The 26,975-nt window shown below is 72.9% G+C and carries 20 protein-coding genes and 1 pseudogene; 4 read left to right on the top strand and 17 right to left on the bottom strand.

What is annotated here, in order from left to right; translation table 11 throughout:
* Nucleotides 1-960: 960 nt before the first annotated feature.
* Entirely contained in the window at nt 961-1,335 is a 375-nt protein-coding gene (locus tag ACH4E7_RS15180) for a TrmH family RNA methyltransferase (protein ID WP_396249498.1), read from the bottom strand.
* Between the two features lie 39 nt (nt 1,336-1,374).
* On the opposite strand from ACH4E7_RS15180, the gene ACH4E7_RS15175 reads away from it, so the two are divergent.
* Nucleotides 1,375-1,980, top strand: a complete 606-nt coding sequence (locus ACH4E7_RS15175; protein ID WP_396249497.1) for a hypothetical protein — start codon at nt 1,375-1,377, stop codon at nt 1,978-1,980.
* Nucleotides 1,981-2,024: 44 nt separating this feature from the next.
* On the opposite strand, the gene ACH4E7_RS15170 is transcribed toward ACH4E7_RS15175, so the two are convergent.
* Entirely contained in the window at nt 2,025-2,459 is a 435-nt protein-coding gene (locus ACH4E7_RS15170) for a hypothetical protein (protein ID WP_396249496.1), read from the bottom strand.
* 183 nt (nt 2,460-2,642) lie between these two features.
* Between ACH4E7_RS15170 and ACH4E7_RS15165 the strand changes: the two genes are divergently transcribed.
* Nucleotides 2,643-2,855 carry a hypothetical protein gene (locus tag ACH4E7_RS15165; protein WP_396249495.1) on the top strand — a complete coding sequence of 71 codons (213 nt, stop codon included), beginning with the start codon at nt 2,643-2,645 and terminating at the stop codon, nt 2,853-2,855.
* A 9-nt stretch (nt 2,856-2,864) separates the two neighbouring features.
* On the opposite strand, the gene ACH4E7_RS15160 is transcribed toward ACH4E7_RS15165, so the two are convergent.
* Entirely contained in the window at nt 2,865-5,801 is a 2,937-nt protein-coding gene (locus ACH4E7_RS15160) for an NACHT domain-containing protein (protein WP_396249494.1), read from the bottom strand.
* 105 nt (nt 5,802-5,906) lie between these two features.
* On the opposite strand from ACH4E7_RS15160, the pseudogene ACH4E7_RS15155 reads away from it, so the two are divergent.
* Nucleotides 5,907-6,041, top strand: a pseudogene (locus tag ACH4E7_RS15155) (IS256 family transposase); the annotation flags it as partial.
* Between the two features lie 537 nt (nt 6,042-6,578).
* Here the strand turns inward: ACH4E7_RS15155 and ACH4E7_RS15150 are convergent.
* On the bottom strand, nt 6,579-7,484 hold the full coding sequence (locus ACH4E7_RS15150; protein WP_396249493.1) for a TrmH family RNA methyltransferase: 906 nt from the start codon (nt 7,482-7,484) through the stop codon (nt 6,579-6,581).
* An 89-nt stretch (nt 7,485-7,573) separates the two neighbouring features.
* On the opposite strand from ACH4E7_RS15150, the gene ACH4E7_RS15145 reads away from it, so the two are divergent.
* The gene (locus tag ACH4E7_RS15145) at nt 7,574-10,315 is read left to right on the top strand and encodes a SpoIIE family protein phosphatase (protein WP_396249492.1); all 2,742 of its coding nucleotides are present in this window, start codon (nt 7,574-7,576) and stop codon (nt 10,313-10,315) included.
* Between the two features lie 48 nt (nt 10,316-10,363).
* Here the strand turns inward: ACH4E7_RS15145 and cobA are convergent, their stop codons facing one another.
* The 13 genes from cobA to argB form a co-directional block, all read right to left on the bottom strand.
* Nucleotides 10,364-11,611 (bottom strand): uroporphyrinogen-III C-methyltransferase, encoded by a 1,248-nt coding sequence (gene cobA, locus ACH4E7_RS15140; protein WP_396249491.1) that lies wholly within the window; start codon nt 11,609-11,611, stop codon nt 10,364-10,366.
* 107 nt (nt 11,612-11,718) lie between these two features.
* Nucleotides 11,719-15,576 (bottom strand): nicotinate-nucleotide--dimethylbenzimidazole phosphoribosyltransferase, encoded by a 3,858-nt coding sequence (gene cobT / locus ACH4E7_RS15135; protein ID WP_396249490.1) that lies wholly within the window; start codon nt 15,574-15,576, stop codon nt 11,719-11,721.
* A 484-nt stretch (nt 15,577-16,060) separates the two neighbouring features.
* The gene (gene cbiE / locus ACH4E7_RS15130; RefSeq protein WP_396249489.1) at nt 16,061-17,317 is read right to left on the bottom strand and encodes a precorrin-6y C5,15-methyltransferase (decarboxylating) subunit CbiE; all 1,257 of its coding nucleotides are present in this window, start codon (nt 17,315-17,317) and stop codon (nt 16,061-16,063) included.
* Between the two features lie 174 nt (nt 17,318-17,491).
* Nucleotides 17,492-18,157: a GNAT family N-acetyltransferase gene (locus tag ACH4E7_RS15125; protein ID WP_396249488.1), complete on the bottom strand. Its 666-nt coding sequence runs from the start codon at nt 18,155-18,157 to the stop codon at nt 17,492-17,494.
* A 208-nt stretch (nt 18,158-18,365) separates the two neighbouring features.
* A complete protein-coding gene (locus ACH4E7_RS15120; RefSeq protein WP_396249487.1) occupies nt 18,366-19,190 on the bottom strand; it encodes a MetQ/NlpA family ABC transporter substrate-binding protein in 825 nt (274 codons plus the stop codon).
* A gap of 57 nt (nt 19,191-19,247) precedes the next feature.
* Nucleotides 19,248-19,976 (bottom strand): methionine ABC transporter permease, encoded by a 729-nt coding sequence (locus ACH4E7_RS15115; protein ID WP_396249486.1) that lies wholly within the window; start codon nt 19,974-19,976, stop codon nt 19,248-19,250.
* Entirely contained in the window at nt 19,973-20,998 is a 1,026-nt protein-coding gene (locus ACH4E7_RS15110; RefSeq protein WP_396249485.1) for a methionine ABC transporter ATP-binding protein, read from the bottom strand. Before ACH4E7_RS15110 ends, ACH4E7_RS15115 begins: the two co-directional genes overlap by 4 nt.
* A gap of 554 nt (nt 20,999-21,552) precedes the next feature.
* Nucleotides 21,553-22,056 carry a GNAT family N-acetyltransferase gene (locus ACH4E7_RS15105; protein ID WP_396249484.1) on the bottom strand — a complete coding sequence of 168 codons (504 nt, stop codon included), beginning with the start codon at nt 22,054-22,056 and terminating at the stop codon, nt 21,553-21,555.
* Between the two features lie 216 nt (nt 22,057-22,272).
* A complete protein-coding gene (locus tag ACH4E7_RS15100) occupies nt 22,273-22,530 on the bottom strand; it encodes a hypothetical protein (protein ID WP_396249483.1) in 258 nt (85 codons plus the stop codon).
* 169 nt (nt 22,531-22,699) lie between these two features.
* A complete protein-coding gene (gene argH, locus ACH4E7_RS15095) occupies nt 22,700-24,118 on the bottom strand; it encodes an argininosuccinate lyase (RefSeq protein WP_396249482.1) in 1,419 nt (472 codons plus the stop codon).
* Nucleotides 24,119-24,253: 135 nt separating this feature from the next.
* Entirely contained in the window at nt 24,254-24,802 is a 549-nt protein-coding gene (locus ACH4E7_RS15090; protein WP_355669871.1) for an arginine repressor, read from the bottom strand.
* Between the two features lie 23 nt (nt 24,803-24,825).
* Nucleotides 24,826-26,031 (bottom strand): acetylornithine transaminase, encoded by a 1,206-nt coding sequence (locus ACH4E7_RS15085; RefSeq protein ID WP_396249481.1) that lies wholly within the window; start codon nt 26,029-26,031, stop codon nt 24,826-24,828.
* The gene (argB, locus tag ACH4E7_RS15080; protein ID WP_355669994.1) at nt 26,028-26,903 is read right to left on the bottom strand and encodes an acetylglutamate kinase; all 876 of its coding nucleotides are present in this window, start codon (nt 26,901-26,903) and stop codon (nt 26,028-26,030) included. The genes ACH4E7_RS15085 and argB overlap by 4 nt, the downstream gene beginning before the upstream one ends.
* Between the last annotated feature and the right edge of the window lie 72 nt (nt 26,904-26,975).

Raw genomic sequence — 26,975 nt, 5'->3', positions numbered from 1 at the left:
GCAGTCGGTGCCCGGGACCTCGGTGGACGTCGCTCCGCAGTCCTCGGCGACGCCGCTACCGGCGGCGGCCCGCGGCGGTGCGGCGGACGGGGCGTTGGCGCCCGCCCAGGGGCCGGGTCCGGTGGTGAACTGGCCGAACCGCAGCTACCCCGACGGGGCGGGAGGGGCCGTGATCGCCCTGAAGGACGGGCACTCGGCCGGGCCCGGGCCACAGGTCGCGCTGAGCACGGTGCTGCCCGCCCGGTACAAGGGCCAGCCGGCCGCGGTCGTCGTGCTGCGGCGGGCCGAGGGGTCCGCGCCGGTCGACCTCGTCCAGCTCTACACCTTCGCCGGGGACAACCCGGTCGCCACCACCTCCCGCACCTCGACGGCCGACCCGCAGGCTTCGGCCACCTGGCGCCTGGACGGCAGCGCGGTCGTCCGCGAGGAGCGCGTGGCCGCCACCGGCGCGGTCACCTCCACCCGCTACACCGTCCGCGCCGACGGCAGTCTCGACGAATCCTGGCCCGGCGCCGGCGCCTCCGGCGGCACCGGCCTCACCACCCCACCCCCAGCGGCCGCTCCTGCGCCGCCCACGGCTCCGGCGGGCTGAGGCGGGGAGTGGAAAGTCGGCCCGGCCGACTTCTGGTGAGTCGGTGTGGCCGATCTCCGGCGCGGCACCGATGCAGATCAGCGCGAGCGTGGATCTGCGGGGAGAGTCGACCCGGCCGACTTCCTACGCACAGGGCCGAGCCCGGGGCGACGCGGAGCCCCGGCTGGCACAGGCCTGCGCGCATGCGGCAGATGCCGGCCGGGGTCGGGCGGCTGGGCGAGAGCCAGCTGCGGCAAAGCAGCCGGGCCGATCGAAAAGTTACCGGCTGGGCCATGGACGAGGGAGGGACGGGCGGCCCGAGGCGGGCGTGGGACGTCGGACGGGCCGACTTCCTGCGCAGGGTGTGGCCGGTGTGCGCGGCGGAGGGGTCAGGGGGTGGTGACGGCGTAGAAGGCCACGGCGGCTGCGGCGCCTACGTTGAGGGAGTCGATGCCGTGGGCCATGGGGATGCGGACGGGGTGGTGGGCGGCGGCGATGGCGTGGGGGGTGAGGCCGTCGCCTTCGGCGCCGAGCATGAGGGCCGTTTTGGGGAGGGTGTGGGGGGCGAGGCTGGCGAGGTCGACGGCCGTGTCGGCGGGGGTGAGGGCGAGCAGGGTGAAGCCGGCGTCGCGGACGGTGCCGAGGGCGGCGGGCCAGGGGTCGAGGCGGGCGTAGGGGACGGCGAAACCTTGCCAGCATGCGTATCTCGACCAGTGAGGCCGCGTTCTCCGACACGATCGTGTATTGCGGTCGGCAGCACTCATACCCTCTCCGTCGGACGCAGCGGCGACGTCCTTGAGCGCATGGTTGCCGCCGTTCGCCCCATCGCCGTGGCAGCCGACGAGATCACGTGGATGAGCGGGGAGCCGGAGTCTGTCCAGGTCTTCGAGCACGACATCTACACGGTGCTCTTGGCCACTGACCCCACCGCGATCCCCGCCGCACTGCAGCAGGTGCCATCACACCGGCGGCCGGACCTCGACCCGGACCTCCTTCGCTTCTACACCGACCACTTCCCCGACCACACCATCGCCGTCTGCTGCTTCGACAACGCTGACGCACAGCGCGCCAAGCCCCTGTTGCTGTGGTACCCGCCGCTCGACCCCGACCGGCTGACCGTGCCCGCGCTGGACAGCCACACCGGAGCAGCCCCGGACCTCGACGCCGTCGTCCCCGTGGATCATTGGGTCCTGCTGTCCACTGACCAAGCTCCCTCCGACTGGGGCGAATCCGTTGACTACCCCGAGAACATGCGCCACAGCCTGCGCTCGTTCCTTCCCGCCGCTGTCGTGGGCCAGTACTACGGCGGAGGAGATGCCCTGCTCAACGGAGACTTCACCATCAGCCACAGCGACCTTCTCGCCGGCGACCTCGACCGCGTCGAGCGCTGCCAGCCGACTCGCCGCTGATCTGGGCGCGGCAGCGCTCCCGGTCCGCAAGCTGGCGAGCTCGGTCACATGCACGGCGGTCGGCGGCTGGCCGCGGTCAGGAGGACCCCGCGGGCGAATTCCCGGCAGGAGCCCAGCCACCGGTGCCTGTCGTGCACTCGAACCGGGCCCCTGAATCCCTCGGGTGGTCCTTCGTAGTCGTCCAGGCCAGTGAGCACGAGACTGTCTGTCCCGGGCTGCTGCCCCAGGCTCTCGGCGTCCTCCAGCAGCCAGGGGTCATGCTCATCGTCTTCCGGCACCACCCACACCCGGCTGCCGACCCAGCCGCGCACTTCTACATGTGGAACCCAGCCGAACAGCTCGTAGGTCCCGCGCCGGGGCTCCCCGAACAGCCCCTCCGCCTCGGCGAAGACGCCCCAGGCATGGCCGTTCTCCGTCTCAGCCAGCGTGTACCGCGTCCACCCGCGATGGTTCCCGTCCTCATGCACAGTGGGCATCATGCCGGGACCTTCGGTACGAACGTCATCAGGGCTCCCAAGGGCTCGCTCCGGACGTTGTGCTGGGCAGCAGAGGAAAGCGTCCTCCGACCGCGGTTGTTCATCTTCGTTCAGCCGAACGCCGGTGAACAGCCCGACCGGCAGGGTTACTTCGTCACCACTGACCACCTGACGAGGGAGCACCCGATGCACCTGACTGTGACCACCACCGCCCTGCTCGCCCTCGCGTTCGTCGTGGCCATGCTCGTCGCCGTCCTGGTGGGCACCGCCGCCGCCTACCTGGCGCGGCTGGACGGAGCGACCTACCCGGCGGCCGTGACCAGGGGCGCGGCTGCCTTCGCCGCCACCCTGACCCTGGTCGCCGCGCTGGCCGGCACGGCGGCCGCGCTGGTGGCCTGAGGGCGCGGGTCAGGAGCGGGGGCGGGGGAGGCCGAAGACCGTCCCCTCGGGGAAGAGCTCGGCGCCGGCCACCTCGCGCGCCTTGTAGAGACGGATCTCGGTGAGATCGGGAAGGTCAGCGAGGGGCGAGAGGTCCACCCGGCGGTCGCCTTTGGTCTGACAGAGGAGGGTGATCTGCTTCAGGCGCGGGAAGACGGAGGGCACCGCAACCAGCGGGTTCTCCGGACCCCAGCCGGAGAGGCAACGGAGGTCGAGGGATGTGACCTGAGGCAAGGCTGGCAGCCCTTCGCGGTACAGATGTGCGGACGCAGCGTCGTGCAAACCGAGGAAGCGCAGCTCCGTAAGCGCCTCGATAGCAGACAGGTCCCGCACCTTTCCGTAGAGTTGCAGCATGTCGAGCCGCGGCCAACGAGTGATGCCGGCCAGTGACAGCCCACCGGCTTTCGTGGAGGAGAGGGTTAGGCTCGTCAGGTCGGCTGCGATAGGCAGGGCTTCGATGTTTCGGAGGCCGAGCGGCATGAAGAGGTGCAGGTGCCGCAATCGAGTGAGCGCCGCGAGGCTGTCGAGTGCCTGAGTCGGGACGTCGAGGGTCAGGCTCGCAACGGCGGAGTCGGCCAGTCCTGCGAGGTCGTGAATAGCGGTGCAGCCGAGCAGAGTGAGGGTGGCCATCCGGGTGAAGGCGGAGAGAAACCCGACCTCGCGCAAGGCCGGGTTGTTTTGAATGTTGAGGTATTCCAGCTGCTCTGCGGCGAGAGCGTCGGCTATCTCACTGCCGGTGAAGGGACCGCTGACGATCACTTCGGGCGTCGTTTCCATCGACCGCAGGAGAGTGAACTGTTCGGCCGTGGTGACCGTCGTCAGGCGACGGTTGGGCCCATACCGGAGGACCTCCTCGGCGTAGGCGGCGGCGTCGAACCGGTCCCAGACGGACTGAAGTTCCCAAGCCACCCGATCCTCAGTGGCCAGCCGGAACCGCTTCATCACCCCCATCGCCGCCTCGCCACCGATCAAGCCGGCGGTACGCACTACCGCGGCCGCCTCGTCCTCGTCCAGTCCGTCGGGACCGGGGAGCAGATCGAGGATGACCGGTCCCGCCGCGGCGAGCACTGCGGCCTCCTCGCCGTCCCTCGGCGGCAGGAGAGCCGCCGCGTGCTCCGTCACCTCCTGCCGTACCTCAGGGTCCAGCTCGGTGGCGTTCTCCAGGCAGGCCATCGCCAACAGGTGTAGCCGGACCCGGTGGCGCTGGCTGCGCACCCCGCGGGCGACCAACCGGCGAAGCAATTTGGCACGCTCCTGCGGACGGGCGTGGCCGACCGCCATCCGGACGACGTCCTCCCATTGGTCGTCATGGGCGTTGCGCACCAGTAGCGGGAGGTCCATCGCCTCGATCGCCGCCTTGGCGCCCAGGTAGTCCTGGAAGGTACGGTGCACGAAGTCGACCGTGTCCGGGTCCGGCGTGCGCAGCAGGCCGCTGCGACCCACCAGGTGATCCAGAACCGCGACGGCGTCGCCCTGCGCCGCGACCTCGGGCATGGCCGACAAGAGGTTGGCGATCTGGGTGAGCGCCGTCTCGCGGTCCATCTCGGTCTGCCGGTTGACGACCAGCCAGTAGGCCAGGCGCTGCAGCAGCTGGATGCTCTGCTGCTCGGAGAGCACCACGCCCTCGGGGCGCTCGATGCCCCGCTCCCGGTCGCGGCGAACCAACAGCATCGACAGCGCCGCCGCGTACAGTTCCATCCGCCCCTGGGGTAGGTGGCCGCGCCGGTCCCGGTGCAGCGCACAGACCAGGGCGCACAGCAGCGGCGTGGTGGTGAGCTGGGCCAGCGGACGCTGGGAGCGCACGGTGTCCGTCAGTGCCTCGCCCAACCCGGCCAGCTGGGAGCGTTCCTGGCCGGTGCGCGCGCCGACCTCCGCCGCCGCAGCGTGCCAGCGGCCGACGAAGACCCCGACGTCCCGGGTGCTCATCGGACGGACCGTCAGCTCGTCGAATCCGTGGTCGGTAAGCCAGCCCTCCGGGACTGCCGAGGGACGGGTGGTTGCCAGCACGCGGACCTGCGGATAGGCGGCCAGCAACTCGCTCAGCCAGTCCCGGGTCCGTGCCCGCTGCGCCTGTGGCACCTCGTCCAGCCCGTCGACCAGCAGCAGCGCCCGCCCGCCCTGCAGCACGCGGTCGGCCCAGCCCGCCGGTTGCGCGGATGCCAGCGGACAGCCCACCGAGCTCAGCAGTTCCTCAGGACCGGGCAGCTGCCTGCGGCGGACGAGCGATCGCAGCGGCAGGACGAAGGGCACACACCGGTTCAGCTCCATCAGCGGAGCGGGCAGCACGCCGCGCGCGGCGGAGACCGCCAACCACTGCAGCAGCGTGGTCTTTCCGCTGCCGGCCAGGCCCCGCACCAGGGTCCGTCGTAGGTCGGCCAGCGCCTGCTCGGCCCGATTCACGGCTGCCACCGGGGCCGCGGGCCCCGGGCCTCCGAGAGCCACCGCGAGCGGGTCGGCGCTCGGTGCGCAGAACTCCAGGCTGAGGTAGGCGGTGTCCAACGGCCAGCAGGCGTACTCGGGTTGGGAGAGGTCTAGGCCGACCACCGAGAGCCGGGCGTGCCGCTCGGCCACGTACTGGCGGTACCGCTGCTCGAAGGCCGCATCGGGCGCAGACTCGCTCTCCGACCGCTCAGGCGCTACGGCGGGTGCAACCGCTGGCGCCGTCGCCAGGGCATGCCCGCGCAGGACCAGCAGTGGATCCGCGGTGATCCCCAGGGCGCGGGCGACCCGGACCACAGTGGCTTCGCTCGGCAGTGTGGGCCCGTTGAGGGCCTGGCTGACGGTGGTCCGGCCCAGGCCGGCCCGGCGGCTCAGCGAGTCCATCGACAGACCGCGTTCGGCCCGCGCCCGGCGAAGCTGTTCCTTCAAGTCCTCAACGGGTAACCGCTGCTCGCCGCCGGACCCCATATACCCCCACCCTCCACCGTGGACGTGCCGCACCGGAACCTTACCGGCGCCCGCCCACCCGCCGCCCCGTCCTGGCCCGCCACCCGCGCCTTCGACCGGCTGCCGGCCGCGGCCCTGGCGATGGTGTTCAAGCTCATCGAATCCGCCCAGGCCCGCTGGCGTGCCATCACCGGCGCCCGCCTCGTTCCCCTGGTCCGCGCTGGCGCGCGCTTCGAGAACGGTGTCCTGGTCCCTGGTCCTGCGCCAGGAGTGGGACACCGCCACCGGCACGGTCGCCGTCACCGACTTCATGCCGGCGCCCACGGTCACCGACCACGCGGACGCCAGGATCATCCCGGATCGTCGAGGGCGTTGGCGGCGAGGTCCGCGTCGCCTCGCTCTTCCGTCCCCGTCCCGGCTACGACGCCGCCAGGCCGCGCGTCGAGCGACTCACCCGCGGAGCCCAGCGGCTGCGGGTGAGGGCCCACCCGAACTCGTACTGGCTCAACGGCGAGGTTCTAGGAAGCGACGCCCCAGTCACTGCACAGACCCGACCCGGGAACGACGCGAACGAGATATCGGCACGCCCTACCCAACGACCCAGCCTCGCCGAAGTACCGGCCACATCATCAGCTCATCCGAACCGGTCACATGCGGAGGATGGGGCTAGCGAGACACCCCGGCCGCCTATGGGCCTTGCCTGGCGGTCGGTCGCCCGCTGGGCACTGCGCGGGGTTCCACCGTCGTTGGTCGGGCTGGCCTGTGCGGCGGGGAGGCCCAGGAGTTGCCCTGGGTGATCTACTGGGCCAGCTCACGTCGCGGGCGGGTCGCGTAGAAGGCCACCGCCGAGGCCGCCGCGACGTTGAGCGAGTCGACACCGGCATCCATCGGGATGCGGACATGCTCGTCGACCGAAGCGAGTGTCCTGGCGGCGAGGCCGTCGCCCTCCGTGCCGAAAACCAGGGCGAGCTTCTCGTTGTCCCGCGAAGCGAGGTCATCGAGGGTGATCGCCCGGTCACTCAGGCACAGCGCAGCGACCGTAAAGCCTGCGGAACGCAGGATCTCGATGTCCTTCGGCCAGGCCACCAGGCGAGTCCACGGCACCTGGAAGACGGCACCCATCGACACCTTCACGGACCGGCGGTAGAGGGGATCGGCACAGCGCGGGGTGAGGAAGATCGCGTCAACGCCCAGGGCGGCCGCGTTCCTGAAGGCCGCCCCCATGTTGGCGTGGTCGACGATATCCTCGAACACGGCGACGCGCCGAACCGCATGTTCTCGTAGACCCAAAGGCAACACCGCGCCGAGGTTGGTGTGGTCGACCAGGCCTTCCAGGACGGCGACCCGGCGGGCCCCGGCGAGCAGGTCGGCCGCGTCCGGGAGGGGCTTGCGCTCCATCGAGGCGAGGGCACCGCGGTGGACGTGGTAGCCGGTGACGGCCTCGGCGAGGGCGGGTTCGACCACGTGGACGGGGGCGTCGGCCTCGGCGATGACGTCGGCCATCACGTCCAGCCACTTGGCGGTGAGCAGCATCGACCGCATCCGGTAGCCGGCCGCGAGGGCGCGGCGGATGACCTTCTCCCCCTCGGCGATGAACAGGCCCTCGGCGGGTTCGCGGCGGCGGCGCAGTTCGACGTCGGTGAGGCCGGTGTAGTCGGCGAGGCGGGGGTCGGCGGGGTCGGTGATGGTGCTGGGTTCGGACACCCTGCGATCTTGCCAAGCCGGGGCGGGGAAGGCCAAACGGCCGAAGGGACGGGGTGGTCGCAGGCTATGCGGAGTGCAAATATGACCGTATGGCCCGAAATCCGGGCCGATCCTGGGCTCCGTCGGCCTCTGGTGCCACCGGCGACGCCGGCTCCTTCGGTGGGCGCCCACACGGTCGGCAACAGTTGCCACGCGCGAAGCGGTCGCGACCGATACGACACCGGTCGGTGGCCGGGCAGGTGTTCGCACTGCAGATCCTGATCGTGCTGCTGCTCGTTGCGGGGGCGGCGCTGGCGCTGGTGGTGCAGTCGCACAACGACGCCGACCGCGAGGCCGCCAACCGGACGGTGGCGGTCGCGCAGGCCTTCGCCAACTCACCGGGCATGGTGGCCGCGTTGCGCTCCCCCGACCCCACCGCGATCCTGCAGCCGAAGGCGCAGTCCGCGCAGGTCGCCTCGGGCGTGGACTTCATCGTGGTGCTGAACGACCAGGGCATCCGCTACACCCACCCGGACCCGGCCCTGATCGGTCAGAAGTTCGTCGGCACCTACGAGCCCGCGCTGCACGGCCAGGTGGTGACCGAGCGCCTCAACGGCACGCTCGGCCCGCTGGTCCAGACGGTGGTCCCGGTGTACGCGCCGGACGGCTCGGTGGTCGGGATGGTCTCGACGGGCGTCACCCTGAGCAACGTCTCCACCGCGAGCGAGCGCCAGCTGCCGGTGGTCCTGGGTGCGGCGGCGGGCGCGATCGGGCTGGCCACCCTGGGCACGGCGCTGGTCAGTCGACGGCTGCGCCGGCAGACGCACGGGCTGGGCCCGGTCGAGATGACCAGGATGTACGAGCACCACGCGGCGGTGCTGCACGCGGTTCGTGAGGGCGTCATGATCGTCGGCGGGGACGGGCAGCTGCTGCTCTGCAACGACGAGGCGCGCCGGCTGCTCGACCTGCCGCCGGACGCCGAGGGCCGCCCGGTGACCGAGCTGGGCCTGGAGCCCGCCTCGCTGGAGCTGCTGACCGCCAACCGCCAGGTGACCGACGAGGTGGTGCTGGCCGGGGAGCGGCTGCTCGCGGTGAACGTACGGCTGATCGACCAGACGGGCCGCCCGCCCGGCTGCGTCGCCACCTTGCGGGACTCCACCGAGCTGCTGGCGCTGACCGGCCGGGCCGAGGGAGCGCAGCGGCGGCTGCGGCTGCTGTACGACGCCGGGGTGACGGTGGGCAGCTCGCTGGACGTGACCAGGACGGCGGAGGAGCTGGCGCAGGTCACGGTGCCCCGGTTCGCGGACTTCGTCACGGTGGACCTCGCGGAGCAGGTGCCGGCCGGCGAGGAACCGCCCCCGGGTGGCTCGCTCGGCCGGATGCGGCGCGCGGCCATCGCCGGGATCAGCACCGACGCGCCGTTCTACCCGGTGGGCACCACCTTGGAGGTGGTACCCGCCACCCCGCTGGCCGGGGCGCTGCACAGCGGGGAGCCCGACCTTGAGCCGAACCTGGCCGAGGCCCGGGAGTGGCGCGAACAGGACCCCGAGCGCTCGGCGCAGATCCTGGCGTACGGGGTGCACTCACTGGTGCGGGTGCCGCTGCGGGCGCGCGGCGTGTTGCTGGGGGTGGCCCGGTTCTGGCGGTCGGAGCGGCCGGAACCGTTCGAGCCGGAGGACCTGGCGCTGGCCGAGGAGCTGGTGGCGCACGCGGCGGTGTGCATCGACAACGCCCGCCGCTACACCCGCGAGCACGCGATGGCGGTGACCCTGCAGCACAGCCTGCTGCCGCGCAGTCTGCCGGCCCAGAACGCGCTGGAGGTGGCGCACCGCTACCTGTCGGCCCAGGCCGGGGTGGGCGGGGACTGGTTCGACGTGATCCCGCTGCCGGGCGCCCGGGTGGCGCTGGTGGTCGGAGACGTGGTCGGTCACGGGCTGCACGCGGCGGCGACGATGGGACGGCTGCGCACGGCGATCCACAACTTCTCGACCCTGGACCTGCCGCCGGACGAGCTGCTGGGGCACCTGGACGAGCTGGTGAACCGGATCGACCAGGACGAGGCGGCCTTCAGCGAGAGTTCGGGGCTGGCCGGGGCGACCTGCCTGTACGCGATCTACGACCCGGTGTCGCGGCGTTGCACGCTGGCCAGCGCCGGGCACCCGCCGCCGGCCGTGGTGGACCCGCGGGGCCACGTGGTGTTCCCGGAGCTGCCGACCGGACCGCCGCTGGGGCTGGCGGCGCTGCCGTTCGAGACCGTCGAGCTGGAGCTCGCCGAGGGCAGTCGGCTGGTGCTGTACACCGACGGGCTGGTGGAGGACCGCGAGCGGGACATCGACGAGGGGCTGGAGCTGCTGCGGACGGCGCTCAGCGGGCCGCCACGCACGCCGGAGCAGACCTGCACGGACGTGCTCGGGACGATGCTGCCGGCGCACCCGCAGGACGACATCGCGCTGCTGGTGGCGCGGACCAGGGTGCTGGCGCCGGACCAGGTGGCGGAGTGGCACGTGCCCTCCGACCCGGCGGCGGTGCGGACGGTCCGGGCGCAGGTGGCGGCGCGGCTGGCGGACTGGGGGCTGGACGAGGCCGCGTTCGTCACCGAGCTGATCCTGAGCGAGTTGGTGACCAACGCGATCCGGTACGGCTCCGGGCCGATCAAGGTGCGGCTGCTGCGCGACCGGGTGCTGATCTGCGAGGTGTCGGACGGCAGCAGCACCTCGCCGCACCTGCGGTACGCGGCGACCGAGGACGAGGGCGGGCGCGGGCTGTTCCTGGTCGCGCAGTTCGCGGACCGCTGGGGGACGCGCTACACCGCGACTGGGAAGGTCATCTGGACGGAGCAGCCGCTGGAGTAGGAAGTCGGACCGGCCGACTTCCCACTCCGCCGACCACCGGTGAGCGTCCTAGCGCTGGAAGGCGGCGGCGAGGACGTTCACGACGTCGCCGACGACGATCACCGCCGGGGGCTTGACCTCCTCGGCCTCGACCACCGCGGCGACGGTGCCCAGGGTGGCGTCCACCCGGCGCTGGGCGGCGGTGGTGCCCTCCTGGACGATCGCGACCGGGGTGTCGGCCGGGCGGCCGTGCTCGACCAGCTTGGCGGCGATCGCACCGATCTTGTCCACGGCCATCAGCAGCACCAGGGTGCCGCTCATCCCCGCGACGGCCGGCCAGTTGGTGACCGAGCGCGGGTCGTCCGGGCCGACGTGGCCGGAGATCACGGTGAACTCCTGGGTCAGCCCGCGGTGGGTGACCGGGATGCCGGCCGTCTCCGGGACGCTGATCGAGCTGGAGATCCCGGGCACCACGGTGACCGGGATGCCCGCCTCGGCGCAGGCCAGCAGCTCCTCGCCGCCGCGGCCGAAGACGTACGGGTCGCCACCCTTGAGGCGGACCACGAACTTGCCGGCCTCGGCGTGCTCGATCAGCGCCCGGTTGATCGCCTCCTGGGCCATCTGGCGGCCGTACGGGATCTTCGAGGCGTCGATCACCTCGACGTCCTCGGGCAGCTCGGCGAGCAGCTCGCGCGGGGCGAGGCGGTCGGCGACCACCACGTCGGCGTCGGCGAGCAGTCGGCGGCCGCGCACCGTGATCAGGTCCGGGTCGCCGGGGCCGCCGCCGACCAGGGCCACGCCGGCGCCGTGCGAGCGGTACTGGCGGGAGGCCAGCGAGCCGTCCCGCAGGCCCCCGACGATGGCGTCGCGCAGGGTGGCGGAGTGGCGCGGGTCTCCGGTGAGGACGGCGACGGTGGCGCCCGCGTCGTGGCCGCTGGCCGGGGTCCAGGCGGTGGCGGCGGAGGCGTCGTCGCTGCGGGAGCAGAACACCCGCTCGCGCTCGGCCTCGGCGCTGACCGCCGCGTTGACCTCCGGGTCGTCGGTGGCGACCAGGGCGTACCAGGTGCCGGCCAGGTCACCGTCCCGGTACGGGCGGGCGTGCCAGGTCAGCTCGCCCGCGTCGGCCATGGCCTGGACGGCCGGGGTGGTGGCCGGGGATATCAGGTGCAGCTCGGCGCCGGAGGCGATCAGGGCCGGCAGCCGCCGCTGCGCGACCTGGCCGCCGCCGACCACGACGACGCGGCGGCCAGCCAGCAGCAGGCCGACCGGGTAGGGGGTACGGCCCTCGGTGCTCGGGTGCGGGGTGGGCGCGGTCATCGGCGGTGCTCCTGATCGGGGGGAGGGTGTCGGGGACGGTACGGAGATACGCCGCTCCGCGGGCCGGCGCGCCCTCGGGCCGGTCCGCGGAGCGGTGACGGAGTACGTCAGGCCTTCTCGGTGACCCCGGCGGAGTCGAAGGTGGCTACATCGTGCATCGCGCGGGCCGCACTCTGCACCAGCGGCAGTGCCAGCAGGGCACCGGTGCCCTCGCCGAGCCGCAGGTCGAGGTCGATCAGCGGACGCAGGCCCAGCTTCGCCAGCGCGGCCTGGTGGCCGGGCTCGGCGGAGCGGTGGCCCGCGATGCAGGCCGCCAGCACCTCGGGCGCGATGGCCTTGGCGGCCAGCGCGGCCGAACCGGCGATGACACCGTCCAGCACCACCGGGGTGCGCAGCGAGGCGGCGCCCAGCAGGAAGCCGGCGATGGCCGCGTGCTCCAGGCCGCCCACGGCGGCGAGGACGCCGATCGGGTCGTTCGGGTCGGGCTGATGCAGGGCCAGCGCGGCGCGGATGACCTCGATCTTGCGCGCGTGGGTCTCGTCGTCGATGCCGGTGCCGCGGCCGGTGACCTCGGCCGGGTCGAGGCCGGTGAAGACCGAGATCAGGGCGGCCGAGGCGGTGGTGTTGGCGATGCCCATGTCACCGGTGACCAGCGCCTTGTTGCCCGCCGCGACCAGGTCACGGGCGGTCTCGATGCCGACCTCGATCGCCTGCAGGACCTCCTCGCGGGTCATCGCCGGGCCCTGGGTCATGTCGCCCGTGCCGGGGCGGACCTTGCGCGGCAGCAGGCCGGTGGCGCGGCCCTGCTGGACAGCGTCCGGCAGCTCGGCGGCGACGCCGACGTCCACCACGCAGACCTCGGTGCCGATCTGCTTGGCGAAGGAGTTGATCACCGCTCCCCCGGCCAGGAAGTTGCCGACCATCTGGGCGGTCACCTCCTGCGGCCACGGGCTCACGCCCTGGGCGTGCACGCCGTGGTCGCCCGCGAAGATCGCCACACAGGCGGGCTCCGGGATCGGCGGCGGGCACTTGCGGGACAGGCCGCACAGCTGGGCGGAGATGATCTCCAGCATGCCGAGCGAGCCGGCCGGCTTGGTCATCCGCTTCTGCCGGTCCCAGGCCTCGCCGAGCGCCTTGGCGTCCAGCGGGCGGATGCCGCGCAGGGTGTCGGCGAGCAGGCTCTGCGGCTCCTCGCCGGGCAACGCGCGGTTGCCGTACTGCTCCTCGTGGACCACCCAGGACAGCGGGCGCTTCTTGGCCCAGCCCTGCTGCTCCAGCTCGGGCTCGTCCGGGAAGGAGTCGACGAAGCCGACGCACAGGTAGGCGACGACCTCCAGGTGCTCGGGCAGGCCGAGTTCGCGGACCAACTGCTCGTCGTCGAAGAAGCTCACCCAGCCGACGCCCAGGCCCTCGGCGCGGGCGGCCAGCCAGAGGTTCTCGACGGCCAGGGCGGCCGAGTACGGGGCCATCTGCGGCTGGGTGTGCCGGCCCAGGGTGTGCCGGCCGCCGCGGGTGCGGTCGGCGGTCACCACGATGTTGACCGGGGTGTCGAGGATGGCCTCGATCTTGATCTCGCGGAACTGCTTGGCGCGGCCCTTCGGCAGCGAGTCCGCGTACGCCTCGCGCTGACGCTCCGCCAGGGCGTGCATCCGCTTGCGGGTCTTCGCCGAGCGGATCACCACGAAGTCCCAGGGCTGCGAGTAGCCGACGCTGGGCGCGGTGTGGGCGGCCTCCAGGACCCGGATCAGCACCTCGTGCGGGATCGGGTCCGGGCGGAAGCCGTTGCGGATGTCGCGGCGCTCGCGAATCACCTGGTGGACGGCGTCGCGGCCGGCCTCGTCGTACCCGGGGGCGGCCGGGCCGCGCGGCTCGGCGGGCTCGACGGCCTGCGGGTCCTCGGCGGGCTGCTCGGACTGGGCCTCGGGCTGCTGCTCCGTCTCCGGCGCGACGGCTTCGGCGGCCTGCGCCACCTCGGCCTCGGCGGGCTGCTCGACGGCCTGCTCGGCGACCGGCTGCTCGACGGTCTCGGCGGTCTCGGCGGCGGGCTGCTCCGCGGTCGGCTCGACGGCCGGGGCCTCCTCCGGGGCGGCCTCGGGCACGGCTTCGGCGGGCTGCCCGGTCTGCTCCGCGGCCTGCTCGGCCTGCGGCTCCTCGGCGGCCGGGGCCTCGGCGGGCTGCTCGACGACCGGCGGCTCCACGGCCTGCTCGGCGACCGGCTGCTCGACGGTCTCGACGCCCTCGGCGGCGGGCTGCTGCTCCGCCTCCGGCGCGACGGCTTCGGCGGCCTGCGCCACCTCGGCCTCGGCGGGCTGCTCGACAGCCTGCTCGGCCACGGGCTCAGCGGCGGCCTCCACGACCTGCTCCGCCTGCTCGGCGACCGGCTCGACCGGGGCCTCGGCGGGCTGCTCGGCCTGGACGGCCTCCGGCTGCGGCTGCTCGCCCTCCACGGCGGGCTGCTCGGCGGGCTGCTCGACGGCCTGGCCGGAGGGCATCTCACCGGTACCGGCGGCGGTCTCGGCGACCGGCTCGGCGACGGCCTGCGGAGCGGCCTCGGCGGGCTGCTCGGCCTCCGGGGCCACCGGGACCTCCTGAACCACCTCGACGGCCTGCGGCGCGTCGGCGGCCGCTATGGGAGCGGGCTGCTGCTGCGCCGCTTCCTCGGTCACCGGGGCCTGCTGGGCGGCCTCGACCTTGGGCAGGCCGTGCGGGGTCGGCGCGGCGAGGAAGGCGGAGATCCGACGCGGCTGGCCGGCCGGGGCGGCGGCCTCGGTCTGCTCGGCGGTCGCGACGGCCTCGATGGCACCCTCGACCACGGCGGCCTCGGCGGCGCCGCCCTCAACGGCAACGGTCTCGACGGCGACGGCCTCAGCGGCCGCGGCCTCGACGACGACGGTCTCCACAGCGGCGGTCTCGACCCCAGCAGCCTCGGCCACCGGCTGGGCGACGCCCTCCGCCGGAACCGGCTCGGCCACGGCAGCCTGGGCCTGCGCGGCCTCCGGGCCCGGCGCCGCCTGAACGGCCTCGGGCGCCGGTACGGCCTGGGCGGCCTCCGGCGTCTCGACGACCTCGACCACCTCGATCGCCCCGACCGTCTCGACGGCCATCAGGCCCTCGATCGGCTGCGCGGCCAGCGGCACCTGCTGGAAGCCCTGGCCCTGCGGCACCTGCTGGACCTCCTGCGCCCCCTCGACCGTCGAAGCCATCGGGGGCATCGGCGCGGCGGGCGCCATCGGAACGGCCTGCGGCACGCCCTGGGGCACGGCACCCGGGACCGGCGCGACGGCCTCACCCATCGGCGGCCGGCCGACGACCGGGATGCCGTGCGCGGGCGTGCCGCCCTGCGACGGGCCGCGGTCGGCCAGCGAACGGACCGGCACCTGGCCGGTCATCAGCGACGGGTCCGGGATGGGCGGGCCGGCGTGCAGCGGGCGGCGCGGCTGCTGAGCCTGCGTCATGGGCTGCTGGGCCTGCGGCTGCATCGGGACGGCCTGGACGGGCGGCTGCTGGGCGTGCTCGGCGCCGAGCACCGGCGGGTCCACCGGCGGCCAGGACGGCTCGAGCGGGGTGCCGTCCGGCTGCGGAGCGAACGGCGCCTGCTCGGCGCCCCAGGAGCCCTGCGGGCCGGGCATCAGCAGCACGTCGTCCTCGTCGTCCAGCCCGTCCGGCTGGTCGACGAAGTGGAAGGCCGGGCGCGCGGCGCCCTGGTCGACGGTCCAGCCGTCACCCGGGACGGCCGGGGACGGCATGCCGGGGACGATGTAGTTCGGCTGGCCCTGCGGCGGGATGACACCCGCGCCGGGCAGTCCGCCGACCGGCGCCGCCGGGTTGGGGATCATCCCGCCGTCCGTCGCGACGCCCTGCAGGGGTGCAACGCCCGCGACGCCCTCCGGTCCGCCGAGCGGGTCGGGCCCGGTGTGCAGGTGCTCCGGCAGTCCCTCGCCCGGGACGTGGCCGCCATCGGTCATTGTCAAAGCTCCTTCCAGGCCGCTGCCGCGCCCCTTGGCGACGCGATCACCGACCGCAGCGCCCATCCGCACGGGCCGGGCCTGCACCGACCCGCCCCTCAACCACACGCGGCCGCCGCGCCGAGGCGCTGCGGCCAAAGTCCTTCCGGCGCGCTGCGGCACCCCGGCCCGGGCACCGCCCGTGAGGACGGTGCGCCATCTGAAACAACGACAACCCGGAGCAACCGGCACGACCGCACCGGACCCTACGACATTCTCCAGGTCCGGCACGCGGCCCGTCGAATCGCCCACACTCCGAGCGGAGCCGGGTTGCACCACGTCAAAAAAGGTGACAAACCGACCGAATCGGGCGGGTCGCCGACGGCTGCAGCCGCCTGGGACGCCACACTACCGGCCCGGCGCGGTGACCTCTCGAATCAGTGTCCGGATGCGACCTGGATCACCGCCGAGCCTGCGCCGCGGTCCCGGCACTCACCCGAGGCCTTCACACGATCTGCTCACCCCAGAGCAGCAGTGCGCCGCCCGCGCCCTCCCCGAGCTCCAGTCCGCCGCCCGCCCCCGCGGGGCGCAGCGCAGTGGACTGCAGCAGCGCGCCGTCCGCCCGGTAACCGGCCTCGGTGATGGCCCGGAAGACCTCCTCCGCCTCGGCGAAGGTGCGGGCCAGCGCGACGAAGCGCTCGGGCTTGCGGGCGAGCACCGCGCGCACCACGTCGAGGCCGCCGGATTCCACCACCGCCGCGTCCGGCTCCGGCAGTCCGCCCAGCACCTCGGGGCCGTGGCCGTGCACGGTCTCCACCTCGACGCCGTACCGGCGGGCGTTGACGGTGAGCCGGGCGCACGCCGAGCGGGAGGCCTCCACCGCGACCACGGCGGCGCCGAACCGGGCCGCCTCCACCGCGAGGGCGCCGCTGCCGGCGCCGACCGACCAGACCAGGTCCCCGGGACGTGCACCCAGACGGGCCAGCACCAGCGCACGGACGTGCGCGGGGAGCGCACCCGATGCGCCTGCCCCGTCCTCCGCGCGCCCGGCGCCCGCGTAGGCGTCGGCGGGGAGCGCCCAGCCGCGTTCCGCGCCGGGGTAGCCGACCGGGCGCCCGGCCAACCAGCCGGCCGCCTCGTCCACCGTCCCGGCCTGGGCGGTGCCGCCGATCACCAGCACCACGTTGGGCTCGCGCCAGACGTGGTCGGCGATCCGGTCGGAGGTCAGGACGGTGACGTCCTCCTCCGGGGTGCCGAGGGCCTCGCAGACCACGAAGGTCCGGTGCACCCCGCGCAGCATCAGGGCGAGTTCGCCCGGACCGGCACCCGGCGCGGTGAGCACCGCGACCTTGGGGTGGGCCCGGCAGATGTTGGCCGCGCGGCGCAGCCGGCCGCCGTGGGCGCTGACCACCTGGGCGTCCTCCCAGGGCATCCCGGCCCGGGCGAAGGCGGCGGCGACGGAGGAGACGGCGGGCAGGACCTCGAGTTCGAGGCCGTACTCGGGGCGGCGCAGGGTGCGCACCACGCCGAAGAAACCGGGGTCGCCCTCGGCGACCACGACGGCGGCGCCGCGGTGCTCGGCGATCTTCTTGGCGGCCTGCTGGATGTTGCCGAGGGTGATCCGCTCGGCGGCGTCCGGTACGGGGAGGGCGCCCAGTTGGTAGGGCGCGCCGGCCACCAGGGTCGCGGCGGCGAGGGCCGCGCCGGCGGCCTCGGTCAGCGGCGTTCCGTCCCACCCGATGACCGTGATCCGGTCAGCCATCTGCGGCCGTTCTCCCTCGACTCGATGCGCGGCTCGTCGCGCCGGCTGTGCGGCGCCGGTGCAGAGGCTACCGGGTGTGATCCACCTGAGGACGGGCCCTGACGGCCGACAAGTCGTCCACATGTCGTGCCGATCGGGTGACCGGGTGCTTCCACCGCGGCCACGGGCGGTGGATCAGTCGCGCAGCACGTAGCGGTGGTCGCCGCGCCAGCCGTCCCGGTGCAGTTCGGGCGACTCCAGGTCCTCCGGGAGCAGGCTCCACAGGATCAGGTCGCTGCGGCTCTCTCCCCCGGCCCGGCGGCTGGGAGGTGCCCCCACCACGACCTCACCGGACTCGCCCCGCACTATCCAGGCGCTGCGCAGCACGCCCTCGCTGATCCCGCCGATCTTCTGGGCGACCTGCTGGGCAGCGGTGTTCCCGGCGGCGGTGCGCATCTCCAGGCGCAGGAAGCCGCGGTCCTCGAACAGCCACTGGGCGACGCCGAGGACGGCCTCCGGGGCGTAGCCCTCACCACGCGCCCAGACGGCGGTGACGTAGGAGATCTCGGTGGTGCGCAGCCGCCAGTCGGTGTTGCGCAGTTCGACCAGGCCGACCAGGCGCTGGGTGAGGTGCTCGGTGACGGCGAAGACGATGCCGCGGCCTTCGGCCCGGTGGGCGGGGGCGAGGGTGCGGGCGAGCTCGGCCGCGTAGTCCTGGGTGAACGGGTGCGGGAGATCCGTCCAGGCCAGGACGAGGTCGTCGGCCATCATCGTGGCCAGGCCGGGGGCGTCGTCCTCCGCAAGGGGACGCAGCAGCAACCGTTCGGTGCTGATGGCGGTCTCGGGGAAGCTCGCTGCCATGCCGTCTCTCCTCGCCGGGTCGTGAACACAACACCGTACGCCCCCGTCGCGCTCCGGGTACCACGCGGTGCGCCGCCCGCACGACGGTACGTCAGAACGCGGTCGGCCGGAGCGTTCCTGGGTGCATACTGCCCGACCGGGCCCCCGCCGAGGTGCGGCGGGGGCCCGGTCGGGCGCCAGGGTGTGACGGTATGACGATCGGTGGCGATCAGAAGGCCGGGATGACCGAGCCCTGGAAGGTGTCGTTGATGTACTTCTTGACCTCGTCGGAGTGCAGCAGCTCGGCGAGCTTCTTGACCCGCGGGTCGTTCTCCTTGCCCTTCTTGACCGCGAGGATGTTGGCGTACGGGTTGTTCTCGGCCTTCTCCAGCACCAGCGCGTCGGTGGCCGGCTTCAGGCCGGAGTCGATCGCGTAGTTGCCGTTGATGACGGCGGCGTCGAGGTCGGAGACCGAGCGGGGCAGCTGGGCGGCCTCCAGCTCCTTCCACTTGAGGTTCTTCGGGTTGCCCGTCACGTCGGCCGGGGTGGCGGTGGTGCTGACGCCGTCCTTGAGGGTGATGAGCTTGTTGTCGGCGAGCAGCTTGAGCGCGCGGCCCTCGTTGGTGGCGTCGTTGGGCAGGCCGATGGTGGCGCCGTCCGGCAGGTCGGTGATCGCCTTGACCTTCTTGGAGTAGAGGCCCAGCGGCTCCAGGTGCACGGTCTCGACCGAGACGATGTCGGTGCCGTGCTTCTTGTTGAAGTCCTCCAGGTACGGGACGTGCTGGAAGTAGTTGGCGTCGGCCGACCCGTCCTGCACCGCCGTGTTGGGGGTCACGTAGTCGGTGACCTCCTTGATGTCGAGCTTGAGGCCGGCCTTGTCCGCGAGGTTGTCCTTGACGTACTTGAGGATCTGCCCGTGCGGGGTGGGGCTGGCGACGACCTTGAGCGGCGCGTTCGGGTCCGAGGAGGAGGACCCGGAGCTGCCGCAGGCGGCCAGCGAGAGGGCGAGGCCGGCGGTGGCGAGGACGCTGGTGAACTTCAGGGAGTTGCGCACGAAAAGTGCCTTTCTGCGTGTTACGGGGAGCCGCGTCCGGGGTCGGACGGGGGAGGTCTAGGAGGCGACGAGGTCCTGGTCCGGAGTCGTCGGGCGGCGGCCGAGCAGCCGGGTCCGGCCGCCGCTGCGGCCGCGGTGGGCGAGGCTCCGGACGGCGAAGTCGCCGATCAGCTGGACGGCGGTGACGATGATCACCAGTTCGGCCACGATGACCCACATGAAGGCCGTCTCGAAGCGCTGGTAGCCGTAGTTGACGGCGAGGGTGCCGAGGCCGCCGCCGCCGACCGTGCCGGCCATCGCGGAGTAGCCGATCAGGGTGATGACGGTGGTGGTGATCGAGGCCACGATGCCGGGCAGCGCCTCGGGCAGCAGGGTCTTGCGCACGATCGTCCAGGTGCTGCCGCCCATCGACTGCACCGCCTCGATCAGGCCGCGGTCGACCTCACGGACGGAGGTCTCGACCAGGCGGGCGAAGAACGGGATGGCGCCGATGGTGAGCGGCACGGTCGCGGCCTGCCAGCCGATGGAGGTGCCGACCAGCCAACGGGTGAAGGAGATCAGCGCGATCATCAGGATGATGAACGGCACCGAGCGGGCGATGTTCACCACGAAGCCGATGGCCTTGTTGACCGCCCGGTTGGCGAGCAGCCCGCCCTTGTCGGTGAGCACCAGCAGCACGCCCAGCGGCAGGCCGAGCAGCACGGTGACCGCCGCCGACACCCCGACCATCTGGAAGGTCTCCTGGGTGGCGGGCCCCATCAACTCCTGCATCTGGTCCCAGGTCATGCCACCGCTCCGTTCGCCGCACCGATCACGTCCACCTGCAGGCCCTGCTCGCGCAGGTAGCCGATCGGCACCACGTTGTCCTGGTGGCCGCCGGACAGTTCGACCCGCATCCGGCCGACCATCCGGCCGGCGATGGTCTCGACGGCGGCGCCGAGGATGTTGATGTCGATCTGGTAGGTGCGGGCGAGCTGGGAGACGAACGGCTGGGCCGAGGTGTCGCCCTGGAAGGTGATCTCCAGCACGGTGGAGCCGGGCCGCCCGGTGCCGAACTCGCTGAGCGGGAACAGCTCGCGGGCCAGCTCGGAGCCGGGCTTGGCCAGCAGGCCGGTGAGCTCCCCGGACTCGACCACCCGGCCGCCGCGCATCAGGGCGGCGGAGTCGCAGACGGTCTTGATGACGTCCATCTCGTGGGTGATCAGCAGAACGGTCAGGCCCAGCTGCTGGTTGAGGTCGCGCAGCAGCTTGAGGATCGAGCGGGTGGTCTCCGGGTCGAGGGCCGAGGTGGCCTCGTCGGAGAGCAGCACCTTGGGGTCGCCGGCCAGGGCGCGGGCGATGCCGACGCGCTGCTTCTGACCGCCGGAGAGCTGGTTGGGGTAGCTGCGGGCCTTGTCGCCGAGGCCGACGAGCTCCAGCAGCTCGGCGGCCTTGCGACGGCGCTGAGTACGGTCCAGGCCGTTGATCTCCAGCGGGAGTTCGACGTTCTGCTGCACCGTCCGCGAGGACAGCAGGTTGAAGTGCTGGAAGACCATGCCGATCCGGCGGCGCGCCTCGCGCAGCTCCCGGCCGGCCCGGTTCTCGCCGCCGGACAGCGCGGTGAGCTCGACCCCGTCCACGGTGACGGTGCCGGAGGTCGGGCGCTCCAGCATGTTCACGCAGCGGATGAGGGTGGACTTGCCGGCACCGCTGGTGCCGACGACTCCGTAGACCTCGCCCGGGCGGACGTGCAGGTCGACGCCGGCGAGGGCGGTCACCTCGCGGCCTCGGGAGCGGTAGACCTTCGTGAGGTCCGTGGTGGTGATCACAGCTGCTTCCGTGGGTCGGGGGCGAGCGGCGGTGTCGACCGCCCGACCGGGGTTGCGGTCGGCGGTGTCCTACGACGCTTCGCCAGGGGGATCCGGACCTACCGCCCCTTGATCGTGGCCGCCGGACGGCCGGGCCGCGCGACGGCGCGGCCCTCACGAGTCAGCGGCGACCGCGGGTGGGCGGGCACGCCGGAGGGAGGGGTTCCGGGGGTGGGAGGCGCGCTCGCACGGGCGGGAGCGGCGCCGGAGTCTCGCTTCGGGGCGCGAGGGGGAGGCACCCTCAACGGGGTGCCGGGGGCGGTGGCCCTCAGCAGTGACACATTCGACGGCACATGGCACACTCACCTGCCGGCAGCGTGCCGGTGGGGGTCCAGTTCGTCGTCGCAGTCATGTGAGCCAGTAAAACAGATCAGCCGAATTGCGCCCAATTATTTGGCAGCGCCGTCCGTATTACGGACACTCACGCCTTTGACCAGCGGTGATACGGCTCGGCGCCGCCACCTTCCTGTCCGGATGGTGGCGACGCCGGGGCCGGGCCCGTACGGGCGGGGGGGTCAGGCGGTCGCGGCGAGCGGGGTCGCGACGGACTTCTCCAGGTGCACGAAGCTCAGTCGGCCGCTGACCTGCTCGACGGCGGTCTGCCGGTACCCCTGACGGGCGTAGAGGCGCAGGTTGCCGAGGCTGCGGTGGCCGGTGAACAGGCGGTAGGCGGTCACCGGGCGGCCGTCCTCGACGAGACGACGCTCCAGGGCGTCCAGGAGCCGTCCGCCCAGACCGTGCCGCTGCATCCGGGGGTGGACCACCAGACGCTCTATCCGGCCGATGCCCTCCGCGTCGACGTGACCGCGGACGGTGCCGACCACCTCCTCGCCCAGCCGGGCGACCAGGACGTGCTGCTCGGTCAGTTCGGCGCGCAGGCTCTCCAGGGTCTGCGTCAGGGGCTCTATCGCCCAGTCGCCGTACAGCTCCGCCTCGGGCTGGTAGCCCAGGTACTGGAGCTTGAGGATCTGCTCGGCATCCTCGGCCACCGCGGCCGAGATGATCACGCTCATGCCCATGTGGAGGGGCCTCCCCAGTCGTCGTGCCCGGCGCGCAGAGGGTGGCGCGCTCACGCTCAGTATCCGAGTGATCGCGCCACCGTCAAGAGTGACGTTCGCCAGCGCTCTACCCGGGTGTCAGCTCCCCTCAACCTTCGGGGGGCAGACAGTGGCGAGTGTCACGGCGGGTGGAAGGGCGGGGGGTGAGGTGAGGGTGGGGAGAATCACCCCGGCCACTCAGAGGAAGCGCTCCGCGTGGAGCAGCAGCCGGAGGCAGGCCAGGCAGCGGGAGCGGGTGGGACCGATGGAGCCGCGCGGCATGCCGAGCCGTGCGGAGAGTTCGCGGTAGGTCGGCGGCGGGTCCTCGGCGAGGGCGGCGACGAGTTGGGGGCAGCGGCCGGGCAGGGCGGCGACGGTCTCGCGGACCACGCGGCGGCGGCGTTCGGCGAGGTAGACGTCCTCGGCGGAGGGAACGGGCGGAAGGGCTGTGCACACACCGTGCATGACGGGCCCCGGCGGGCCCGGTTACGCCCGGGCCGGGGCGCGTACGCGGGAGGGGCGCGCCGGTCGGACCGCCGCGCCCCTCCCCCGTCGCGCCGGGGGGTCAGCCCCGGGGCCGTCTCCTGGGTTCCGCCGGATCGGGCAAGGTCCCGGGAGACAGCCCCTACACCCACTCCTGCTGCCGCGCCAGGTCCGCCTTGACCTCGGCGAGCTGGACCGCGACGGCCGAGGGGGCGGTGCCACCGCGCCCGTTGCGGGCGGCGATGGCGCCGTGCACGCTGAGCACCGAGCGGACCTCGGGGGTCAGGTGCTCGGAGATCGAGGCGAACTGCTCGTCCGTCAGGTCGGACAGCTCGATGCCCTGGGCCTCGCAGACCTTGACGCAGGCTCCGGCCACCTCGTGCGCGACCCGGAACGGCACGCCCTGCTTGACCAGCCATTCGGCGATGTCGGTAGCGAGCGAGAAGCCGGCCGGGGCCAGCTCCTCCATTCGCTCCCGGTGCACGGTGAGGGTGGCCATCATCCCGGTGAACGCGGGCAGCAGCACCTCCAGGGTGTCGCAGGAGTCGAAGACCGGCTCCTTGTCCTCCTGGAGGTCCCGGTTGTAGGCGAGCGGCAGCGCCTTGAGGGTGGCCAGCAGGCCGGTCAGGTTGCCGATGAGCCGACCGGACTTGCCCCGGGCCAGCTCGGCGATGTCCGGGTTCTTCTTCTGCGGCATGATCGAGGAGCCGGTGGAGAAGGCGTCGTGCAGCGTGATGAAGCCGAACTCCTTGGTGTTCCAGATGATCACCTCCTCCGCGATCCGGGAGAGGTTGACGCCGATCATCGCGGTCACGAAGGCGAACTCGGCGACGAAGTCGCGCGAGGCGGTGCCGTCGATGGAGTTGCCGACCGAGCCGCCCTCGAAGCCGAGGTCGGCGGCGACGGCCTGCGGGTCGAGGCCGAGCGAGGAGCCGGCCAGCGCGCCGGAGCCGTACGGCGAGACGGCGGTGCGGGCGTCCCACTGGCGCAGCCGCTCGGCATCGCGGCCGAGGGCCTGCACGTGCGCGAGGACGTGGTGGGCGAAGAGGACGGGCTGGGCGTGCTGCAGGTGGGTGCGGCCCGGCATGGCGGTGTCGGGGTGCGCCTCGGCCAGGCCGACCAGGGCGTGCTGGAGGTCGAGCAGCAGGCCGCCGATGGTCTTCGCGTGGTCCCGCAGGTACATCCGGAACAGGGTGGCGATCTGGTCGTTGCGCGAGCGCCCGGCCCGCAGCTTGCCGCCGAGGTCGGCGCCGAGGCGCTCCAGCAGGCCGCGTTCCAGGGCGGTGTGCACGTCCTCGTCGGCGACGGTGCCCGTGAAGGTGCCCGCCTCGACGTCGGCGAGCAGCTGGTCGAGGCCGGCCAGCATGGCGGCGAGTTCCTCGTCGGAGAGCAGGCCGGCCTTGTGCAGCACCCGGGCGTGGGCCTTGGAGCCGGCGATGTCGTACGGGGCGAGGCGCCAGTCGAAGTGGACCGAGGCGGAGAGCTTGGCCAGCGCCTCGGACGGGCCGTCGGCGAAGCGCGCACCCCAGAGGCGGACGTCGGAGGACTGCTGGGCGGTCATCGCGGTGGCTCCTTACACGTATGCGGTGTGCGGCACACATTTACAGTGGGTGGCATAAGTATGCACGATGCCGTATGAAACACAAACCCCGGCCGGAGTTGCTCCCATGGCCGGGGTTTCGGACGGGTCGAGGTGTTACTGCGCCTTGGCCTGGGCGAGTTGCATCAGGTGGTCGGCGAGCGCCTGACCGCCGGACGGGTCGCGGCTGATCAGCAGCACGGTGTCGTCGCCGGCGATGGTGCCGATGATCTCGAACACCTCGGCCTGGTCGATCGCCGAGGCCAGGAACTGCGCGGCCCCGGGCGGGGTGCGCAGCACGACCAGGTTGCCCGAGGCGGTCGCGGAGACCATGAGCTCGCCGGCCAGCCGGGCCATCCGGCCCTCGCTGGCCGACTCCCCCATCGGCGCGCGCGGCGTACGGTCGCCGCCCTCGGCCGGGACGGCGTAGATCAGCGCGCCGTCCCGGTTGCGGATCTTGACCGCGCCCAGCTCGTCCAGGTCCCGGGAGAGGGTGGCCTGGGTGACCACGAGCCCGTCGTCGGCGAGCAGCCTGGCGAGCTGGCTCTGCGAACGCACGGGCTGGCGGGTGAGCAGGTCCACGATCCGCCGGTGACGCGCGGTGCGGGTCTGCGGGACCTGCGGCGTCGGGCCGGCGGCGGAGGGGCCGGAGTGGGAATCGGTCATGTGATTATTCTCCCGGACGACGGTCAACTCGCATCGGCCGGGGCGCTCTCGCGCACCGTCCGGAGGATGCCCGGCAGCGCCGCCAGGAAGGCGTCCGCCTCCTGCTCGGTCAGCACCAGCGGCGGCGCCAGCCGTACGGCGTCCGGAACGGCTGCGTTGACCAGGAAGCCCGCCTCCTGCGCGGCGGCCTGGATCTCGGCCGAGACCGGCTGGGTGAGCACGATACCGAGCAGCAGACCGGCCCCGCGCACGTGCGCGACCAGCGGGTCGCCGATCGCCTCGACGCCGAGCCGCAGCCGGTCGCCGATCTTGCGGACGTGCTCCAGCAGGCCCTGGGACTCGATGGTGTCCAGCACTGCGAGCCCGGCCGCGGCGGCCACCGGGTTGCCGCCGAAGGTGGTGCCGTGCTGGCCCGGGGTGAGCAGCTCGGCCGCCTCGCCGAAGGCCAGCACCGCGCCCATCGGCAGGCCGCCGCCGAGCGCCTTGGCCAGGGTGACCACGTCCGGCTCGACGCCCTCGAAGGCCTGGTGGGCGTACCAGTGGCCGGTGCGGCCGATGCCGGTCTGGATCTCGTCCAGGACGAGCAGGGTGCCGGTGGCCCGGGTGATCTCGCGGGCGGCCCTGAGGTAGCCGTCCGGCAGCGGGATGGCGCCGTTCTCGCCCTGGATCGGCTCCAGGAAGACGGCGGCGGTCTCGGTGGTGACGGCCGCGCGCAGCGCCTCGACGTCGCCGAAGGGGACGTGGGTGACGTCGCCGGGCAGCGGGCGGAACGGGTCCTGCTTGGCGGGCTGGCCGGTGAGCGCGAGGGCGCCCATGGTCCGGCCGTGGAAGCCGCCCTGGAGGGCGACCAGGTGGGTGCGGCCGGTCCGCCGGCTGATCTTGAAGGCGGCCTCGTTGGCCTCGGCGCCGGAGTTGCAGAAGAACACCCGGCCGTCCTCGCGGCCGTCCAGCTTCAGCAGCCGCTCGGCGAGGGCGATGGTCGGCTCGGCCATGAACAGGTTGGAGACGTGGCCGAGGGTGGCGATCTGTCGGCTGACCGCCTCGACCACGGCCGGGTGGGCGGTGCCGAGGGCGTTGACGGCGATGCCGCCGAGCAGGTCGGTGTACTCCTTGCCGTCCGCGTCCCAGAGCTTGACGCCCTCGCCGCGCACCAGCGGGATGCGGGGGGTGCCGTAGTTGTCGGTGAACGCGTGCTGCCACCGGTCGGTGAGCTGCTCGTTGTGCGTCATGCCAGTCCCCCGGTCACGGTCGGCTCGTCGTCCGGCACGACCATCGTGCCGATGCCCTCGTCGGTGAAGATCTCCAGCAGCAGGCTGTGCTGGACCCGGCCGTCCAGCACGCGGGCGGTTCCCACGCCGGAGCGGACGGCGCGCAGGCAGCCCTCCATCTTGGGGAGCATGCCGGTGGCCAGGCCCGGCAGCAGCTCGTCCAGCTCGCTCGCGGTGAGCTGGCTGATCACGTCGTCGGAGTTCGGCCAGTCCTTGTAGAGGCCCTCGACGTCGGTGAGCACCACCAGCATCTCGGCGCCCAGCGCGACCGCCAGGGCGGAGGCGGCGGTGTCCGCGTTGATGTTGTACACGTGGCCGTCGGTGCCGCGGGCGATCGAGGAGATGACCGGGATCCGGCCGTCGGCGATCAGCGCCTTCACCGCGCCGGCCTCGATGTTGACGATGTCGCCGACCAGGCCGATGTCGACCTGCTCGCCGTCCACCACCGCGTAGCGCTTGACCGCGGTCATGGTGTGGGCGTCCTCGCCGGTCATGCCGACGGCGAACGGGCCGTGCCCGTTCAGCAGGCCGACCAGCTCGCGCTGAACCTGGCCGGCCAGCACCATCCGGACCACGTCCATGGTCTCGGGGGTGGTGACGCGCAGGCCGTTGGTGAAGTTGGACTCCAGCCCGAGCTTGTCGAGTTGGGCGCTGATCTGCGGGCCGCCGCCGTGCACCACGACGGGGTGCAGTCCGGCGTAGCGGAGGAAGACGACGTCCTGGGCGAAGGCCGCCTTGAGGCTGTCGTCCACCATGGCGTTGCCACCGAACTTGATCACGACGGTCTTGCCGTGGAAGCGCTCCAGCCACGGGAGCGCCTCGATCAGCGTCATGGCCTTGGGCAACGCGGTGTTGTTGCGGGCCTGTTCGCCCTTGGGTGCGATCTGCACGGGTTTCCCTTATCG

The sequence above is a fragment of the Kitasatospora sp. NPDC018058 genome, assembly GCF_044327205.1.
GTDB lineage: Bacteria > Actinomycetota > Actinomycetes > Streptomycetales > Streptomycetaceae > Kitasatospora.
The sequence above is the reverse complement of the archived record's forward strand: the minus strand, read 5'-3'. Positions and strand labels throughout refer to the sequence as shown.

What these genes read in the sequence shown, in the direction of transcription:
- argB (WP_355669994.1), bottom strand. Translation starts at nt 26,903, where the DNA reads ATGACGCTGATCGAGGCGCTCCCGTGGCTGGAGCGCTTCCACGGCAAG.
- ACH4E7_RS15175 (WP_396249497.1), top strand. Translation starts at nt 1,375, where the DNA reads ATGGTTGCCGCCGTTCGCCCCATCGCCGTGGCAGCCGACGAGATCACG.
- ACH4E7_RS15125 (WP_396249488.1), bottom strand. Translation starts at nt 18,157, where the DNA reads ATGGCAGCGAGCTTCCCCGAGACCGCCATCAGCACCGAACGGTTGCTG.
- cobA (WP_396249491.1), bottom strand. Translation starts at nt 11,611, where the DNA reads ATGACCGCGCCCACCCCGCACCCGAGCACCGAGGGCCGTACCCCCTAC.
- argH (WP_396249482.1), bottom strand. Translation starts at nt 24,118, where the DNA reads ATGACCGCCCAGCAGTCCTCCGACGTCCGCCTCTGGGGTGCGCGCTTC.
- ACH4E7_RS15180 (WP_396249498.1), bottom strand. Translation starts at nt 1,335, where the DNA reads ATGAGTGCTGCCGACCGCAATACACGATCGTGTCGGAGAACGCGGCCT.
- ACH4E7_RS15115 (WP_396249486.1), bottom strand. Translation starts at nt 19,976, where the DNA reads ATGACCTGGGACCAGATGCAGGAGTTGATGGGGCCCGCCACCCAGGAG.
- ACH4E7_RS15090 (WP_355669871.1), bottom strand. Translation starts at nt 24,802, where the DNA reads ATGACCGATTCCCACTCCGGCCCCTCCGCCGCCGGCCCGACGCCGCAG.
- ACH4E7_RS15160 (WP_396249494.1), bottom strand. Translation starts at nt 5,801, where the DNA reads ATGGGGTCCGGCGGCGAGCAGCGGTTACCCGTTGAGGACTTGAAGGAA.
- ACH4E7_RS15145 (WP_396249492.1), top strand. Translation starts at nt 7,574, where the DNA reads ATGGCCCGAAATCCGGGCCGATCCTGGGCTCCGTCGGCCTCTGGTGCC.
- ACH4E7_RS15170 (WP_396249496.1), bottom strand. Translation starts at nt 2,459, where the DNA reads ATGATGCCCACTGTGCATGAGGACGGGAACCATCGCGGGTGGACGCGG.
- ACH4E7_RS15085 (WP_396249481.1), bottom strand. Translation starts at nt 26,031, where the DNA reads ATGACGCACAACGAGCAGCTCACCGACCGGTGGCAGCACGCGTTCACC.
- ACH4E7_RS15165 (WP_396249495.1), top strand. Translation starts at nt 2,643, where the DNA reads ATGCACCTGACTGTGACCACCACCGCCCTGCTCGCCCTCGCGTTCGTC.
- cobT (WP_396249490.1), bottom strand. Translation starts at nt 15,576, where the DNA reads ATGACCGATGGCGGCCACGTCCCGGGCGAGGGACTGCCGGAGCACCTG.
- ACH4E7_RS15105 (WP_396249484.1), bottom strand. Translation starts at nt 22,056, where the DNA reads ATGGGCATGAGCGTGATCATCTCGGCCGCGGTGGCCGAGGATGCCGAG.
- cbiE (WP_396249489.1), bottom strand. Translation starts at nt 17,317, where the DNA reads ATGGCTGACCGGATCACGGTCATCGGGTGGGACGGAACGCCGCTGACC.